The organism is bacterium, from assembly GCA_020854115.1.
In the GTDB taxonomy this organism is placed as follows: domain Bacteria; phylum Patescibacteriota; class Saccharimonadia; order CAILAD01.
Genome location: JADZGC010000020.1, coordinates 1 through 14,270, shown reverse-complemented (window position 1 = coordinate 14,270; position 14,270 = coordinate 1). Strand labels below are relative to the sequence as shown.

Annotated in this window: 16 protein-coding genes and 4 tRNA genes; 13 read left to right on the top strand and 7 right to left on the bottom strand. The window is 51.6% G+C overall.

The window, feature by feature from the left end; translation table 11 throughout:
- Positions 1 to 12: 12 nt before the first annotated feature.
- The 5 genes from IT415_03885 to IT415_03865 all read right to left on the bottom strand — a co-directional run bounded on the left by IT415_03885 (position 13) and on the right by IT415_03865 (position 6,160).
- Positions 13 to 1,692, bottom strand: coding sequence for an ABC-F family ATP-binding cassette domain-containing protein (locus IT415_03885; GenBank protein MCC7543812.1), 1,680 nt, complete (start codon positions 1,690 to 1,692; stop codon positions 13 to 15).
- Between the two features lie 58 nt (positions 1,693 to 1,750).
- Positions 1,751 to 3,055, bottom strand: coding sequence for an insulinase family protein (locus IT415_03880; protein MCC7543811.1), 1,305 nt, complete (start codon positions 3,053 to 3,055; stop codon positions 1,751 to 1,753).
- A gap of 945 nt (positions 3,056 to 4,000) precedes the next feature.
- On the bottom strand, positions 4,001 to 4,498 hold the full coding sequence (locus IT415_03875) for a GreA/GreB family elongation factor (protein ID MCC7543810.1): 498 nt from the start codon (positions 4,496 to 4,498) through the stop codon (positions 4,001 to 4,003).
- A 52-nt stretch (positions 4,499 to 4,550) separates the two neighbouring features.
- On the bottom strand, positions 4,551 to 5,882 hold the full coding sequence (gene hisS / locus IT415_03870; protein MCC7543809.1) for a histidine--tRNA ligase: 1,332 nt from the start codon (positions 5,880 to 5,882) through the stop codon (positions 4,551 to 4,553).
- 137 nt (positions 5,883 to 6,019) lie between these two features.
- The gene (locus tag IT415_03865) at positions 6,020 to 6,160 is read right to left on the bottom strand and encodes a hypothetical protein (protein ID MCC7543808.1); all 141 of its coding nucleotides are present in this window, start codon (positions 6,158 to 6,160) and stop codon (positions 6,020 to 6,022) included.
- A gap of 231 nt (positions 6,161 to 6,391) precedes the next feature.
- Between IT415_03865 and IT415_03860 the strand changes: the two genes are divergently transcribed.
- The 7 genes from IT415_03860 to IT415_03830 all read left to right on the top strand — a co-directional run bounded on the left by IT415_03860 (position 6,392) and on the right by IT415_03830 (position 8,951).
- Positions 6,392 to 6,468: transfer RNA gene (locus IT415_03860), tRNA-Arg, on the top strand.
- A gap of 24 nt (positions 6,469 to 6,492) precedes the next feature.
- Positions 6,493 to 6,897, top strand: a complete 405-nt coding sequence (locus IT415_03855; GenBank protein ID MCC7543807.1) for a hypothetical protein — start codon at positions 6,493 to 6,495, stop codon at positions 6,895 to 6,897.
- A 58-nt stretch (positions 6,898 to 6,955) separates the two neighbouring features.
- Positions 6,956 to 7,564, top strand: a complete 609-nt coding sequence (locus IT415_03850; protein MCC7543806.1) for a hypothetical protein — start codon at positions 6,956 to 6,958, stop codon at positions 7,562 to 7,564.
- 65 nt (positions 7,565 to 7,629) lie between these two features.
- The gene (locus tag IT415_03845; protein MCC7543805.1) at positions 7,630 to 7,809 is read left to right on the top strand and encodes a hypothetical protein; all 180 of its coding nucleotides are present in this window, start codon (positions 7,630 to 7,632) and stop codon (positions 7,807 to 7,809) included.
- Between the two features lie 213 nt (positions 7,810 to 8,022).
- A tRNA-Lys gene (locus IT415_03840) sits at positions 8,023 to 8,099 on the top strand.
- A gap of 206 nt (positions 8,100 to 8,305) precedes the next feature.
- Positions 8,306 to 8,737, top strand: coding sequence for a DUF1801 domain-containing protein (locus IT415_03835; protein ID MCC7543804.1), 432 nt, complete (start codon positions 8,306 to 8,308; stop codon positions 8,735 to 8,737).
- Position 8,738: 1 nt separating this feature from the next.
- Entirely contained in the window at positions 8,739 to 8,951 is a 213-nt protein-coding gene (locus tag IT415_03830; protein ID MCC7543803.1) for a DUF4287 domain-containing protein, read from the top strand.
- On the opposite strand, the gene pyrB is transcribed toward IT415_03830, so the two are convergent.
- The gene (pyrB, locus tag IT415_03825; protein ID MCC7543802.1) at positions 8,952 to 9,905 is read right to left on the bottom strand and encodes an aspartate carbamoyltransferase; all 954 of its coding nucleotides are present in this window, start codon (positions 9,903 to 9,905) and stop codon (positions 8,952 to 8,954) included. It lies immediately after the preceding gene.
- A 133-nt stretch (positions 9,906 to 10,038) separates the two neighbouring features.
- Here pyrB and IT415_03820 point away from each other — a divergent pair, with 133 nt between their 5' ends.
- Together IT415_03820 and IT415_03815 are read left to right on the top strand one after the other, a co-directional pair.
- Entirely contained in the window at positions 10,039 to 10,491 is a 453-nt protein-coding gene (locus IT415_03820) for a hypothetical protein (protein ID MCC7543801.1), read from the top strand.
- Between the two features lie 90 nt (positions 10,492 to 10,581).
- Positions 10,582 to 10,658, top strand: a tRNA-Pro gene (locus tag IT415_03815).
- 32 nt (positions 10,659 to 10,690) lie between these two features.
- Here the strand turns inward: IT415_03815 and IT415_03810 are convergent.
- A complete protein-coding gene (locus tag IT415_03810) occupies positions 10,691 to 11,365 on the bottom strand; it encodes an ion transporter (protein ID MCC7543800.1) in 675 nt (224 codons plus the stop codon).
- A gap of 130 nt (positions 11,366 to 11,495) precedes the next feature.
- Here IT415_03810 and IT415_03805 point away from each other — a divergent pair, with 130 nt between their 5' ends.
- The 4 genes from IT415_03805 to IT415_03790 all read left to right on the top strand — a co-directional run bounded on the left by IT415_03805 (position 11,496) and on the right by IT415_03790 (position 14,256).
- On the top strand, positions 11,496 to 11,699 hold the full coding sequence (locus tag IT415_03805) for a hypothetical protein (protein MCC7543799.1): 204 nt from the start codon (positions 11,496 to 11,498) through the stop codon (positions 11,697 to 11,699).
- A gap of 20 nt (positions 11,700 to 11,719) precedes the next feature.
- Positions 11,720 to 11,795, top strand: a tRNA-Pro gene (locus tag IT415_03800).
- Positions 11,796 to 12,123: 328 nt separating this feature from the next.
- Positions 12,124 to 13,506, top strand: a complete 1,383-nt coding sequence (locus tag IT415_03795; protein ID MCC7543798.1) for a phospholipid carrier-dependent glycosyltransferase — start codon at positions 12,124 to 12,126, stop codon at positions 13,504 to 13,506.
- A 66-nt stretch (positions 13,507 to 13,572) separates the two neighbouring features.
- The gene (locus IT415_03790) at positions 13,573 to 14,256 is read left to right on the top strand and encodes an IS1595 family transposase (protein ID MCC7543797.1); all 684 of its coding nucleotides are present in this window, start codon (positions 13,573 to 13,575) and stop codon (positions 14,254 to 14,256) included.
- The last annotated feature ends 14 nt before the right edge of the window (positions 14,257 to 14,270 follow it).

Sequence of the window (14,270 nt, the reverse complement as noted above, 5' to 3'; positions counted from 1 at the left end):
AATTAATCTATACTACTTCGCAACGTCCCCATTCGCATCCTTCATAAGCCCGTGTGTACGCGCGTAGGCTAGCGACTCTTTCTCGCCAAGGACCTTGCCTTCTTGCACGACGACGTAGCGTTTGATCTGGACTTCATTGAGAAAATCACGGTCGTGGCTGACGACGATCAGCGTGCCAGGATAGGTTGCCAAGGCTTTACCGAGCGCTTCACTGGCGTGCACGTCGAGGTGATTCGTCGGTTCATCAAGGATGAGTAGATTCGTGGCTCGCAGCGCATGCACCGCCAGAAATGCCTTCCCTCGCTGACCAGGACTCACCTGTTGTGCGGCCACGAGCTGTCCTTCTCGCGCAATACCGAAGCGCGCCAGCTCAGTAGCAGCTTTCGTCTCGTCTACACCGGCCATGCGCGCCACATTATCTACCAGCGATTCTTCTGGTTTCTCAAATTCTGGCTGCTGAGCGATGTAGCCAATCTTGGTTGCTTCAGCCACGTTGCGCTCGCCCTTAACCGGATCGATCAACCCCGCGAGAAGCTTTACGAGCGTCGACTTACCTTCGCCATTTGGCCCAACGATAGCGATTCGATCATCTCCGCGCACCACAAGATCATATGGTCCTAATTGCTTTTCACCATAATCGACTATAGCGCCAGCCAATGAAGCCATATCGCCGCCGGGTCGGTTTTGTGTCGTTGGGAAGAGTACGGTCAGATCGACTTCTTCATCAGGGCGCTCGACTTCATCAAGTCGTTCTAGGCGCGTCTCGAGTGCCTTCGCAGCACGCGCCAAGGTCTTACCGGCATTCTGGCTCTTGCGGTCAGTCGCCATTTTGTCATTATCTCGTTTGCCAGCATCATTACGATCACTCGTCACACTGGCAGCCGCGCGGCGCTCGAGGGCTGACTCAAGCTTCTCACGCTCCAGCTCTGCCACGCGGTGCGCACGAGCTTGTGCATCACGTTCACGAGCAGTCTGCTCGCGCCAAGCTGCAAAGCCACCACCAAAGTAATCCATACCACCGGCCGCGTCCTTCAGCACCACGATCTTATTCATGATTGCGCGCAAGAAACTTCGATCGTGCGAGATGATCAAGAAACCAGCCTTGGATTCTTTGATAAACTTCTGCAGTGCTTCAATGCCCGCGATATCGAGATTGTTGGTTGGCTCATCGAGTAAAAACACATCATATTGCGCAACTAAGATGCTCGCCAGAGCTAGCTTAGTCTGCTGACCGCCGGAGAGATCACCGACAGTGCGATCAAGTATGTTTGCTGGCAGCCCTACTTCACGCAAGGCACGAGGCAGGCGCTCATCCAGTGAATACGCTCCAAGAGATTCGAGCCGCTCGAGAGCCTGATTATACGCATTATCATCTTCACCGAGACTCTGGCTTGCCTCGTCGAGCGCTCTATACGCTCCAGCCACTCCCGTCAGCTCCTCAACGCATTGCTGCACCGTCAGCTCACGCCACTGGGTTAGCTCCTGTGGCATGAATCCGACGATGTCGCTAGTACGATCAATCGTTCCATCAGCAGGCTGCAGCTCGCCGGCGACGATCTTCAGAAGCGTCGACTTACCTGCACCATTTGGTCCAATCAAACCTATGCGGTCGCCAGGACCGATATTGAAAGTAATCGCGTCAAGAATGGGCGTGTGGCCGTATTCAAAATGTAGATTTTGCAGCTTAATCATGGTCTTCTATTGTACTATATCTGGCGCTTATCTGGTAGAAGCCAGGAGGTATTAAGCTTTAGATCTTGAAGTCCCGCACTAATTGCTCAACGGCCGGGTCGAGCTTCGCAGCACTTGCGACGCCAAGTCGACGCTGTAACTCCCCTGCCGTAAAGAATCGCCGAACTGCTTCGACAACAGAATCGCGCGTGACAGCCTGGAGCTCGCGCAGCACATCATCCGGCGAATACAGCGGCATGCCGTAGATATAAGCGTCTTCATACCAAGAAGTAAAATTAAGCGCCGTCTGAAAACGCAGTGCCATCTTACCAACCCGGAAGCCAATCGCTCGCTCGAGCTCCTCATCGGTAAACCCACCAGCAGCAACGGCACGCATTTCAGCAAACACGAGCTCAAGGAGTGGCTGCATATTCTCAGGCTTCACTTTGTCGTAGATATCCAAGAAGCTAAATTCTTGATTCGCACCGATTTCCATACCGATGGTATAAGTCAACCCAGCGGCGCGCGTTTTTTCGAAAAGTCGCGCATATAATCCTGCGGCCTGAATCGTCTGGAAGATCCTCAACGACGTGAAGTGTTGCTTATCAAACTCAGCGTCAAATCCTGGCAACACAAAGCTCAGATCAAACTGCACAGCGCTCTTCTCTGGATGATCAACCGCAATCGTCATGGCCTTCGGCGACGTTGGAATAACCGGCGTCATAGTCTGGCGTTTGCCACTCGGCATACCCGCAAGCTTGTCTTCGATCTGCTGCTGGATAACGGTCACCTGCGACTTCGGCAGATCGCCTGTGATCATGTGCGTCAGGTTTGAGGGGCGGTAATATGTTGCGTGATAGTCGAGAATGTCTTGTCGCGAGATTGTGCTCATCGACTTAATGCGCTGCTTCCAGCTCGGCACTAAGCCATTCTTCGTTGCTTGGTACATCGCGTAGCCGAGTCGCTGCTCGACATTTGCATCGCGCTGCGTCAACTCGTTCTCCACGACCTGCTTCTGCTGAGCGATTGCCTCCTCTGTAAAAGTTGGCTCGAGTAACCATTCGTACGCCAGATCAACGATGTGCGTCATATATTCCTTCGCGCCGTAGAATTCATACCAATTGCGGTCCAGCGAGGTGAAGGCATTGTGATAGATACCATACTTTTCTAGCTCAAAACGAATGGTGCGTGGATCTGGGAAGCGCTTGGAGCCTTCAAGTGCGAGGTGCTCGAGCAAGTGTGGGAGTTCGTATTGAGACTTCTTCGCAAACCGATGCCCACTATTGACGTGCGTCTCGAGATGAAAGATCGGCGAGCCAGGCACGTGGATAACGACCAAGCGGCCGCCGTTCTTAAGTGGAATCTCGTATGTCTCGTGTTTCATAATCTCTAGCCTACTCCTGGTTGAGATAAGAATAAAGCCCCAAGCACGTACTGTGCTCGGGGCAGGCTTCGATATTGAAGCTCAATTGTTGATTATGGTCAGTCGGTTGGTATGGTGCATAGCGCTAATCCGGGTGCTCTCTTCGGCTGTGGCCGGCCTGACAGTGCCGTCAAACTCCCGCACCATCTTTCCAAAACCGCGACCATTAGCCCTCGCACCAATCTCATTGAGAAGCTCTGGCAGCAATACCCAACGATCTTCGCCATTGGTCACCTGTAGCAGGTACTAACGAGTCACCATCCCCCCATGACTGACCAAAGACATTGGTGATCAACTCATTGTTGAGAGCCCACTGCATGAAGCAATACGGGCCGTGGAGGGTAATATCCTCGATCGTGGTAGGTGCGACATCTCGAACCATGCGAAATGATGATGCCATACGAGTTCGGAAATTGATCTGCAGCACGAGAAAGTGTTCGCCCTCACAGATCGCTTCGTGGCAACCGTGACAACCCACACTCTCACGTGCCTCGGCTTGTGCCGCGAGGTAGACCCCACATCGCACTTGGTGCTTGCGCAGCGAAGTCGTTGTGAATTCTGAGCCACAGACACAGGCTGCGTGCGACTCTGCGGCATGCGCAGAGAATGCAGCTTGGTCGGCGAAGCGGGCTGTGCAACCTTGATGAATACAGGGGATGCGTCCGCGTGTGCGCTCCGGGTTCAGCTCGCACGACTTGACGTGGCTCGCAAGTCCATGGGTCGTGAAGCTCCGATTACAGCCATGTGGACAAGGTTGATGGGGCTCTGTGGCATGCCGCTTACGCTCTTCGTCTGTGGCGAAACCACGATCACAGCCGCTACGAGTACATTTGTACGGATTATCCATCTAGGGTCCTTCCCTGGGGAGTAGGTACGAAGTATTACTATAACACTATGTAGTATTTTTTACAAGCTATCTATATCGAGTACCGTTAGAGAAACCGTTCGATCACCAATCTGTCCACTGCGTGATTCACCCGGCTTCGCGCCAAGCAAGAGTTTGCCGATCGGCGCATAGGCGCTTGCCCATTCGCCATCCATCAGCCACGCCCCATCGCCAGCAAGCTTGATCTCATACTCCTGCCCACTATCTTCATCTCTATAGCGAACCTTCGTGCCGATCGCCGCTTTCGTCGGTACATTCGACTCGACAACCTCTGCTTGGCGTAAGAGCGTCAGCAGTTTGCCTAACCCTGCTTGGGCAAGGTTTTTCTTATCCTTGGCCGCATCGAAGGCGGCGTTATCATGATACGTTTCCGCTCCATTGTGTGTGGCATCAGCGAGCTCCTCCGTGGCCACGGCATCCTCGCTATAGAGTATGCGAATGCGAGCCTCGATCGCAGCTTTTTCTGCCAGACTTATGATTGGCTTGTGAGCCGCTTGTCGTACATGAGTGTGCTGCATAAAGGACCATTGTAGCACCTGCCGGCTCAAACTGTCAAAACATTCTTACAGTTTAAACTAAGTGACGCACAAATTGCACCAACTCGGTGCGAGCAATCTCCGACTGTTCACCCGTACGTAGATTTTTGACTGCGACCGTATGTGCAGCAAGCTCTTTTTCGCCGAGTATACACACGACCGCCACCCCAAGTTTATCGGCTCGACTAAATACTTTGGCAGGTTTAGACTCTGTAAGCACTAGCTCTGCCACGCAGCCATGCTGACGCAACTCTTGCGCGATATCTCCGGCTGATTCCCAGGCTGCCTCGTCGAGCGCATAGACAATTACTTGACTGGTTGTCTGACGAGAAATATCTACTTTTTTCGCAAACAGTAATCCGTCAAAGAGTCGTGTCAAACCAATCGAGATACCGACGCCTGGCAGCGAGCGGTCGGTATAATATGAAGCCAAATCGTCAAATCTGCCGCCCGAACACACGCTTCCGAGCTCAGGCATGTCGGTCAGCACCGTCTCAAAAACGGTGGCAGTGTAATAGTCTAGGCCGCGCGCCTTCGAGCAGTCGATCTCAAGCTCTGCATCCTTAGCGCCAGCCGCGCGCGCCGCATCAAGCGCCCGCTCCAGCTCCTCAATCCCGCGCACAAAAGTCGCATTGGTAATCTGCTTCTCATGCAGAACCGTCAATACTTGATCGACTGGGCCGCTAAGGTGCATGAGCTCAAGTAACTGCTCCGCAGATTCTGGCGTCAGACCAAGCTTCATCAAGCCATTGACGACCTCTTCACTGCCGATCTTCTCGAGCTTATCGATCAGGCGCAGGATCTCTACATTCTTATCTTGCAGGCCAAGTGCTTCGTACATACCCGTCAAAAGCTTACGGTTATTGACCTTAATAACAAACTTTCCGATGTCGAGTAACCGAATCGTCTGCGCTGCCAACGCAATCAACTCACCGTCGACAGCGACGTCCGTCTCGCCCACCACGTCTGCATCACACTGATAAAATTCGCGGGCGCGACCCTTTTGAGCTCGCTCAGCTCGCCACACTTTCTGAATCTGCGAGCGGCGAAAGGGAAAGACGAGATTGTTTTGGTGCTCTGCTACATAGCGAGCGAGGGGCACAGTCAGATCATAGTGCATCACGTAGTCCTTACTCCCTTTGCCGAAGCGAAACACTTCCTTCTCCGTGTCGCCGCCACCTTTCGCCAGCAAGACCTCCGACAGCTCAAGAGCCGGTGTCTCGATTGGCGTGAAGCCGGCCGATTCATAGCTAGCACGAATCACGCCCAACAGACGATTAAACTCCAGTTGCTCTGCTGGACTGTATTCCGGAAAACCACTCGGCCGACGAGGGGTCACGCGATTCTTTTTCTTGATCTTAGTCATAATTGTATTATGGAGGGTTTTGTCGTATCTGGCAAAATCTCGCCACATAGAAAAACGTCTCGACCACAGAAGCAGTCGAGACGTTAGGTGCACCGAGGTGCGAATTGATTGATCATGCGAGTGCCTCCAGCCGAGGATCAGGAAGCCGGTCGGGCGCGAGGCGGACGAGAGCTCTTCTTCGCCTTGTACTGGTGGCTCTTGGCACCACTGCCATGAGCGCGCTGCTTGTGACTGTTCTTGCGCTTCTTACCACTTATATTACCGACTCGTCGCGGCATGTTTCACCCCCTTTCTCGAATAGACAGCATGAGGTATGCCCCTATTGTACATTTGCTATGAAATAAATCAAGTATATTGTAAAGTATAGTTTGACTAGGGTGTATAATAAGCATTAGCAGCAAGCACGAGTAACGAAGAGTGGCACTAAACACCAAGTGATGTGTCAGCAGCGCGCTTGGTTTTTTTGTGCTAAACCTGTAGAATCAATCTGATATACAACATATCACCACGCGCCCTTAGCTCAGCTGGATAGAGCGTCTGTCTTCGGAACAGAAGGTCGGGGGTTCGAATCCCTCAGGGCGCGCCATTTTTATTGACTTTTTTATTATTTATGCTAATATACATTAATTCGCACCTATTCTCTCCAGGAGGAGCCATGCCCAGAATCAGTGTCCGCGTACCGCTCAGCCTCGAAGGGCCACCAGAAGTCGTGTTCGCAAATCTTGCAGAGCTATTGCGTTTGCTCAAAGCAGCAAATGTAAGTCTTTCTCTTGCCGATATCTCCATCCAGACAGATCCTGAAGTACCAAGCGCGCTGCTAGATAGAAAGATTGAGAGTCTCGGCTTTTCTGAGCGTCCGTACAACTGCCTCAAGCGAGCACAGGTCCATACTCTCGGTGAGCTACTGCTCAAATCCGCTGCCGATCTGCTGGCTATCACCAACTTCGGACAGAGGTCTGTTGACGAAGTAGTCGCCAAGCTTGATGAATTGGGCTTATCTCTACGAGCAAGCTGAGATCATTGAGCCACACTACACCCCACCATCCGGTGGGGTTTTCATATATGACCAATGTATGGCGTCCTATAACAATCAATACACCCCTTGGGACAAATCATTAATTATTCGTTTGGGCTTGCTCGACATCATCCATGGCCGTACGCAAATTATCGATTTTCTCCACGCCGAACGCGACCACCTCAGTGATGACCTGCTCGCCCTGGAGCGAGCCCTGCAAACTTGGCACACTGACCAGCCAGTCGATGTGGGTGAGTCTGGCACACTATACCGCTTTCTACAATTCACCGCCCGGCGAAAAGGACTACACAAAGACTTCGTCACACACGGGACGCTGCGCGATCGCCCCATCACGGGCAATCCGGGAATCGCGCATCAGCCACAAGAAATCCCGCTACTCTCGACAGCCACACCTCACAGTGGACCTCGGCTGCCGCACTCAATAGTGATCCTGCCCGCGTCACGCATCCGCCGTTTAAGCTTGCACTCACCTACCTCGCCATCGATCACTAGAAACAGCATCAAGCAACCGGCTGGATACCAAAGCGCGACGCAACTATACAAGCGCAAGCAGAGGCATTCGTGTGCGATCTTGCTGGGAAAGGCTTTGATTTTCACCCTCGACAAGCTGATGACTATTGCTTCGCCCGCACGTTTAGGCTCATAAGCCCCGAAGCGGGCAAGAGCCGTTGGCCGGCACTGGTCGGGCATGAAACGAACCGCATTGTCGAGATGGAAGAGCAACTTAAGCGAGCCGAACATAATGAGATAATCACGTCGCGCGACCACCGGGTCGTATGGGCAATCACCATGCTTGTCAAAGTCCGCGGACAAACATTAGATTTTGCACATCGTGGATGCGTGCACAAATCCTGGCCACAGTTTTGGGATTTTCTCGAGGCGACTACTTGAATATGGTCATAAAATAAGGTATGATTTTGTGGTTCTGGGAGGAGTTAGGTTGTCAGCCGCTCCTTAAACGATCCGTAGCGATGACGGCCATCCCAACATCCGGGCCATTAGCTCAGTTGGTTGTCGCACTCTGTGCGCGTTTAATCTCTGCCACTTCAGGCAGATGTTTATGGTCCTAAGCGCAACTACCACATGATTGCATAGATTACACACGGGCCATTAGCTCAGTTGGTTAGAGCATCTGCCTCTTAAGCAGAGTGTCCTGGGTTCGAGCCCCAGATGGCCCTCCATATTAAAGCCCTCGCGCAAGCGGGGGTTTTAATATGGAGATGCGATGCTCGACGCAGGCTGGGTTCGATAAGCTAGGAGCGAGAATAAATCAGAAGAGCACTTCGTGATTTTTCGAGCGACGACGATTATATCGCGAAGCGATAACCCCAGATGGCCCTCCATCAAAAAACCACCCCTTTATGGTGGTTTTTAGTATAATCAACCTATGACCACTTCTCAGAATAAAACTCAACCCACCGATCAGAAGATATCTGAGTATCTCGACAAGATCGACAAGCCAGAGCGTCGTGCGGACGCCGAACAGCTCATCAAGATCATGAGCGAAGCTACTGGCGAGAAACCAGTACTATGGGGGCCAAGTATGGTCGGCTTTGGTTCATATCATTACAAATATCCAAGTGGGCGCGAAGGAGACGCGCTCAAAGTCGGCTTTGCTATGCGTAAGCCAAAGATCGTGCTGTATGGGCTCAAGTTTTATGACCAGATCCAAACCAACGAAGACTTGCTCAGCAAGCTCGGGCCAGTTGAAATCGGTAAAGGCTGTATTTATATAAAGTCACTCGCAGATATTGACGTAACGGTACTAAAGGAAATGATCCGTAACGCGTATCATTACAAGCTCGTCCAGGAGAGCTAGTATGACCTTCCAGGCATATATCGACAATATCCAAGCAAAAACCGGCAAGACACCTGAAAATTTCCTCAAGCTCGCAAAGGCTGCTGGCTTGCTCAAGCCCGGGGTAAAGGCGACACAAATCACCGACTGGCTCAAGCAAGAATTCGATCTCGGCCTCGGCCATGCGCGCGCCATCTACGCGACCATCAAGCCCCACATGGGCAGTGACTCGTAGTTATATTAGCTTTAAAGCCCACTCATACAGCGCCATGCGGATCGGTAAGCCGTACCCCGCCTGACGGAAGTAGGCCGCACGCTTGTCGCTATCCACCTCGGCCTTAATTTCATTCACGCGCGGCAGCGGGTGCATGATGATACCGTCTGACTTCATCTTCGCCAGATGCTCTCGTCCTAGCTCGTACTGCTGTGACACTGCTTGATAATCAACCCCCTCGGCCAAACGCTCCTTCTGCACTCGTGTCCAATACACTACGTCTGCGTCAGCCAGCACACCATCGAGCTCGCGCGTCTCATCATAGGTCAGGCCGTGCTCCTTGAGGTGGTCCTTGATATCGTTCGCCATCTCGAGACTTTCTGGCGCGACGAAGGTGAAATGAACTTTTGGAAACTTCGAGAGCAGATAGACCAGCGAGCGACCCGTACGACCGTTGGCTAAGTCACCACCGATTATTACATGTAAATTATCCGTGCGCCCAAGCTCCGTCTTGATCGTGAAAAGATCGAGCAAGGCTTGCGTCGGATGCTGCCCTCGCCCATCGCCACCATTGATGACTGGTGCCTCACTCACCGCAGCTGCTCGCTCGGCGGCACCCTCTTCGTGATGGCGCATCACAATCGCAGCTGGTCTATATTGATTGAGCACTCGGATAGTATCTTCGATCGTTTCTCCTTTTGAAGCCGAGGAGAATTCGCGAGCGTTTTCTGTACCGATCACCCCAAGTCCGAGGTTATGAGCGGCTGTCTCGAAACTCAGGCGCGTGCGCGTCGAGGGCTCGTAGAAGAGCGTAAATATATGTGCACCCTTTCCGCGCTCCTGCAGCACACTGATTGCATCACGATCCCCAAGTACCTTGAGATGCTCGTCTGCCCTATCAAACAAAAGCCCCAGCAGCTCTGGGGTAAAATCCTGTCCTCGCAAGATGTGTCGTGTTGTCGTTTGATCTACCATAATCCCTCCTTCTTGTTTTCTTACTTGCGCCCAAATTGACAGAATTATAGCACACTCAGTTCGCACTCATATATTGACATAATATTATTTGAGTGTTATTATATCGCCGTCCATTTCGCACCTAGGAGAGCACGTGACATCACCCCCGAACCCCGACCCGTACACCAGGCTTCCTCAGTTCCGCCTCAACGACGAGTCGCGCGACAACCGTGGCTGCATAATGGGGATCGGCACATCCTTCATCGGCGTCATCGCCGTGATCGTGGTAGTCGTTTTGATCGTGAGCGCACTGGTCAACATGAACACCACACACTGGCGAGAGGCCACCATCTGCGACAAAGAACGCGTTGCTGTGGAAGGTGGTGGTGAGTACCGCATCTACACCGATACCGGTACTTTTGTCATGAAGGATGCGCTACTCAATATGAGGTTCGACACCGCAGATGCTTACGGCAAGCTGAAGGTCGGCGTCCGATACAACGTCAAGTACAAGGGGTGGCGTTTCGGACCAACGAGTAATTTCCCCAACATCCTCGGCTTCAAGAAGCTACCCGAGTCAGAGCAATCCACTGACGGCTGCGAATAATTTCAGGGCTCATCCACTAACTGTGGGTGAGCCTTTTGCTTTATACCTTGATAAATGCACGGTTTTCAGGTAGGATTAAGCGGTTTACGACGGGGTGTGGCGCAGTTGGCTAGCGCGCCTGCTTTGGGAGCAGGAGGCCGGAGGTTCGAGTCCTCTCACCCCGACCATGATAAAATGATCAGCGACTATACTGGTCATTTTATTTCTTCTGCTTCTTGCGAGTTGATACGTACTTCACGACGGCTCCGGTAAAAACCGCAGCCGTTATGAGCCCCATAAACATCGTGAGCATAGCAAATATCCGCCCGCCCACTGTCACGGGCGTAATATCCCCATAGCCGGTCGTCGTGAAGGTAGTGGCCGACCACCAAAATGCATCCCACAATGAATGTACGTTTGGGTTACGTCCATATTCGAGCTCAAAGAATAGTACCGCAATAATGAATATAAGCGCGAACAGGCTGGCCAGTGCCTCAAATATATATGGCGTCTTTGTCTTACTCCCCAAGACTTCGCCCGTGACTTCAAGCCGGCCAGTCGCTCGCAAGACACTTAAGACCTCGATCACCCGCACGAATCGCGCACTACGCAAAGCCTGTGTGACCGTGCTCGTCACGGGAATTGCGGCCAATAATTCCCACCAATGGAATGTCAGGAAGCGACGGCGATTTCTGGCGTGTTTAAACCGCACGATAAACTCAATTAAGAAGAAAAGCGCGATGCCTGTATCTGCGATTCGCACCCACACTGCAGAAGCCGGTGAAATGTCACCGTTCAACTCCAAGGCGAGAAACACAATGCTCGCAAAAGCGAACAGCACTACAACAAGATCATTGTAAAGGGCACGGGTATGAACTATGCTTCGCTTCTTCATACTTCTCATGCTAAGCTAAGGGCCAGTTTTTGTCATCTCTATGAAGTATATATTCCTGGTGCCCAGATTGGCGTATACTTAAGGTATGCAGCAAGAACAAATCATCTTCAATCAAACCGTTGGCGCCTGGCTGGTGCAAAATGCCTGGTTGCTCGTTGTCTTCGCGATCTGGTCGGCTGCCTGGAAAGGGCTCGCCCTCTGGAAGGCAGCGCGTAACGCCGACAAGGTGTGGTTCATCGTCTTGCTTTTCGTAAATACGCTTGGCATTCTTGAGATCTGCTACCTCGCGTATTTTGGCAAGAAGTCGAAGCCGAAGAGTTCGATCGAGTCTTAAACAAGAGCTCGGCTACTTCTCGGGGTGTGGCGCAGTTGGTAGCGCGCGTCGTTCGGGACGACGAGGTCGCTGGTTCAAGTCCGGTCACCCCGACCAACAAAGACATTTTGAAAATTGAAACGGATTGGATTGCTCGCTCGCCCCACCAAATTTCTGTTAAAAGGAATGAAAATAGTTTTGCTTTGATGTCTTGATACCAAGACGGCGGAGCACCACCCAGCGCGATGCGCGCGTCGTTGATGACCTCCAGCATGTCGGTGATCACCTGATCCTTGTCAGCTTGTAAGATACGCGTCATCCACGACTCACTTTTTCTCGATACTTGTAGGTACGGATTCGCACGAAGCGAGTCTTTGGCTCATCATACTCCTTACATCCCGACTCCAACTCGCGGTCGCAGATATTTCTTGCTAGGATGGAAACTATGCGAATCAAAACATTGATCAAACGTGGTGGGAGCATCATTAAGCCGGTTGCTGACTGGGCAAAATCCCGCCCCACTCGCGCATCTGTACTTGCATTATTAATTCTAGGATTTGCCTCACGCTTCTGGCTCTTTGGCTACCCCAATCAAGCAGTTTTTGATGAAGTCTATTTCGGCAAATTTGCCAATGCCTACTATTTGCACAGTTATTTTTTTGACATCCATCCCCCGCTCGGCAAGTTACTGATTGCGGGCTTCGTGTGGTTTTTCCAATTCAACCCCACGCAGTCATTTGCGACCATCGGCACTACCTATACCGACAATGGCTATCTCTTCTTGCGTTTCTTACCAGGGCTCGCAAGCGCCATCTTGCCAGTGATATTCTACCTGATCGGCAAACAACTCAAGCTCAAGCAACGCACCGCGCTACTTATTGGACTGGCAGTATTGCTTGAAAACAGCCTTATCACCCAGGGCCGCTTCATCCTGATTGATAGCTTCCTTATTCTCTTCGGGTTTGCCAGCCTCTGGGCATGGCTTGTCTGGCGCAATACTCGGTCGAGACAATGGCTCATCTACACCGGCCTCCTTGCCGGAGCAAGTATGAGCGTCAAGTGGACCGGTATCGTCTTCCTAATGCTATATCTCGTTGTAGAATTCCTAGCAAAAGCACCTGTACGCGGCCGGCTGAAGCGCGTCGGAGCATTACTAGCTATGAGTTTATTCATCTATGCCTCGAGCTTCTTGATTCAGTTCGCATTACTTACCAAAACAGGTGAAGGCGACGCCTTTATGACTCCTGGTTTTCAGAAGACACTCGAAGGCAGCCAGTACCAGAGCGACGCGAATATTCGAGCAATTACTATCCCTGAGAAGTTTATCGAACTCAACTATCAGATGTATGACTCAAACCGACGACTCACTGCCGACCATCCGTATGGAAGCAGCTGGTACACCTGGCCAATTATGCAACGCCCGATCGCCTACTGGGTGATGGGCGATAATCAAATCTGGCTTTTCGGCAACCCAATCATCTGGTGGGGATCAAGCATCGGCGTCTTGGCCTTAGTGGTCGAAATGATTCGTCGCACCATCAAGAAGCCTCAGGAGTTTGGTGGCCGTCTCGTGCTCGCCGGCTTCCTCGCCAGCTGGTTGCCATTTGCGACCATCTCTCGAGTCATGTTCCTCTACCACTACTTCATTCCGCTCGGCTTTGCGATACTCTGCACCGCCTACCTCATCGACCGCATGAGTGCCCGATCTCAGTTCACTAGTACAATTGTCATGCTCTTCGGTTTTCTCCTCATCTTTCCCTTCACATACGGCACGACAAGCAATATCCTCTTCACCTGGCTACGCACAATCATCCCGACATGGCGCTAGATATCTTTAAGGCAATTATCAGTGGTTCAAGACCAGTTTAGCCTTCACCGTTACACTAAATAACAGATGGAAAACAAGTATTTAAAGCATTCACATATTACTGAGGCTAAAACTCGGCAAGTTGTTCGGTTGTTTTGTGAGAATATGACAGCCGTTCAGATCACCTCACTCACTGGGCTCAATCGCAATACAGTCAGCCGCTTATTGACGTATATCCGCTCTATTATTGCCCAGTACCGTGAAACTACTTCACCGATGTCTGGTGAAGTAGGGATTGACAAAAGCTACTTTGGTCCACGTCGCGTGCATGGTGTCCGTGGCCGTGGAGCGGGCAGAAAGGTTATCGTCTTTGGGCTTCTGAAGCGTAGCGGTAAGGTATATACGCAAATAGTACCTAATGTGAGCCAAGAGACACTAAAACAGATTGTACAGATAAAAGCAGAGCCCGATAATGCTATCTGCTCAGACGGCTGGCGTAGTTACGACGAACTGGTGGACTGGGGCTACAAGCGGCATTACCGCGTGAATCACGGCAACAACGAGTTTGTGTCACAGAATAATCCCAGGAACCACATTAACGGCATTGAGAACTTCTGGGGTATTGCGAAGGTTCGTCTATCTAAGCTACGAGGGTTACGAAAAGACCATTTCAACCTGCATCTCAAAGAATGTGAATTCGGGTATAATATGAGACATGAGAACATGTACACAAAGTTACTCGAACTGCTCCGAAAGGAAGCACGTAACTAGACTAAACTAGTCTT

Bases quoted from the DNA above. Each gene is read 5' to 3' on its own strand.
- IT415_03850 (MCC7543806.1), top strand. From the start codon at position 6,956: ATGGCGTCCTATAACAATCAATACACCCCTTGGGACAAATCATTAATT.
- pyrB (MCC7543802.1), bottom strand. From the start codon at position 9,905: ATGGTAGATCAAACGACAACACGACACATCTTGCGAGGACAGGATTTT.
- IT415_03855 (MCC7543807.1), top strand. From the start codon at position 6,493: ATGCTAATATACATTAATTCGCACCTATTCTCTCCAGGAGGAGCCATG.
- IT415_03845 (MCC7543805.1), top strand. From the start codon at position 7,630: ATGGAAGAGCAACTTAAGCGAGCCGAACATAATGAGATAATCACGTCG.
- IT415_03795 (MCC7543798.1), top strand. From the start codon at position 12,124: ATGCGAATCAAAACATTGATCAAACGTGGTGGGAGCATCATTAAGCCG.
- IT415_03810 (MCC7543800.1), bottom strand. From the start codon at position 11,365: ATGAAGAAGCGAAGCATAGTTCATACCCGTGCCCTTTACAATGATCTT.
- IT415_03790 (MCC7543797.1), top strand. From the start codon at position 13,573: ATGGAAAACAAGTATTTAAAGCATTCACATATTACTGAGGCTAAAACT.
- IT415_03875 (MCC7543810.1), bottom strand. From the start codon at position 4,498: ATGCAGCACACTCATGTACGACAAGCGGCTCACAAGCCAATCATAAGT.
- IT415_03880 (MCC7543811.1), bottom strand. From the start codon at position 3,055: ATGAAACACGAGACATACGAGATTCCACTTAAGAACGGCGGCCGCTTG.
- hisS (MCC7543809.1), bottom strand. From the start codon at position 5,882: ATGACTAAGATCAAGAAAAAGAATCGCGTGACCCCTCGTCGGCCGAGT.
- IT415_03885 (MCC7543812.1), bottom strand. From the start codon at position 1,692: ATGATTAAGCTGCAAAATCTACATTTTGAATACGGCCACACGCCCATT.
- IT415_03830 (MCC7543803.1), top strand. From the start codon at position 8,739: ATGACCTTCCAGGCATATATCGACAATATCCAAGCAAAAACCGGCAAG.
- IT415_03835 (MCC7543804.1), top strand. From the start codon at position 8,306: ATGACCACTTCTCAGAATAAAACTCAACCCACCGATCAGAAGATATCT.
- IT415_03865 (MCC7543808.1), bottom strand. From the start codon at position 6,160: ATGCCGCGACGAGTCGGTAATATAAGTGGTAAGAAGCGCAAGAACAGT.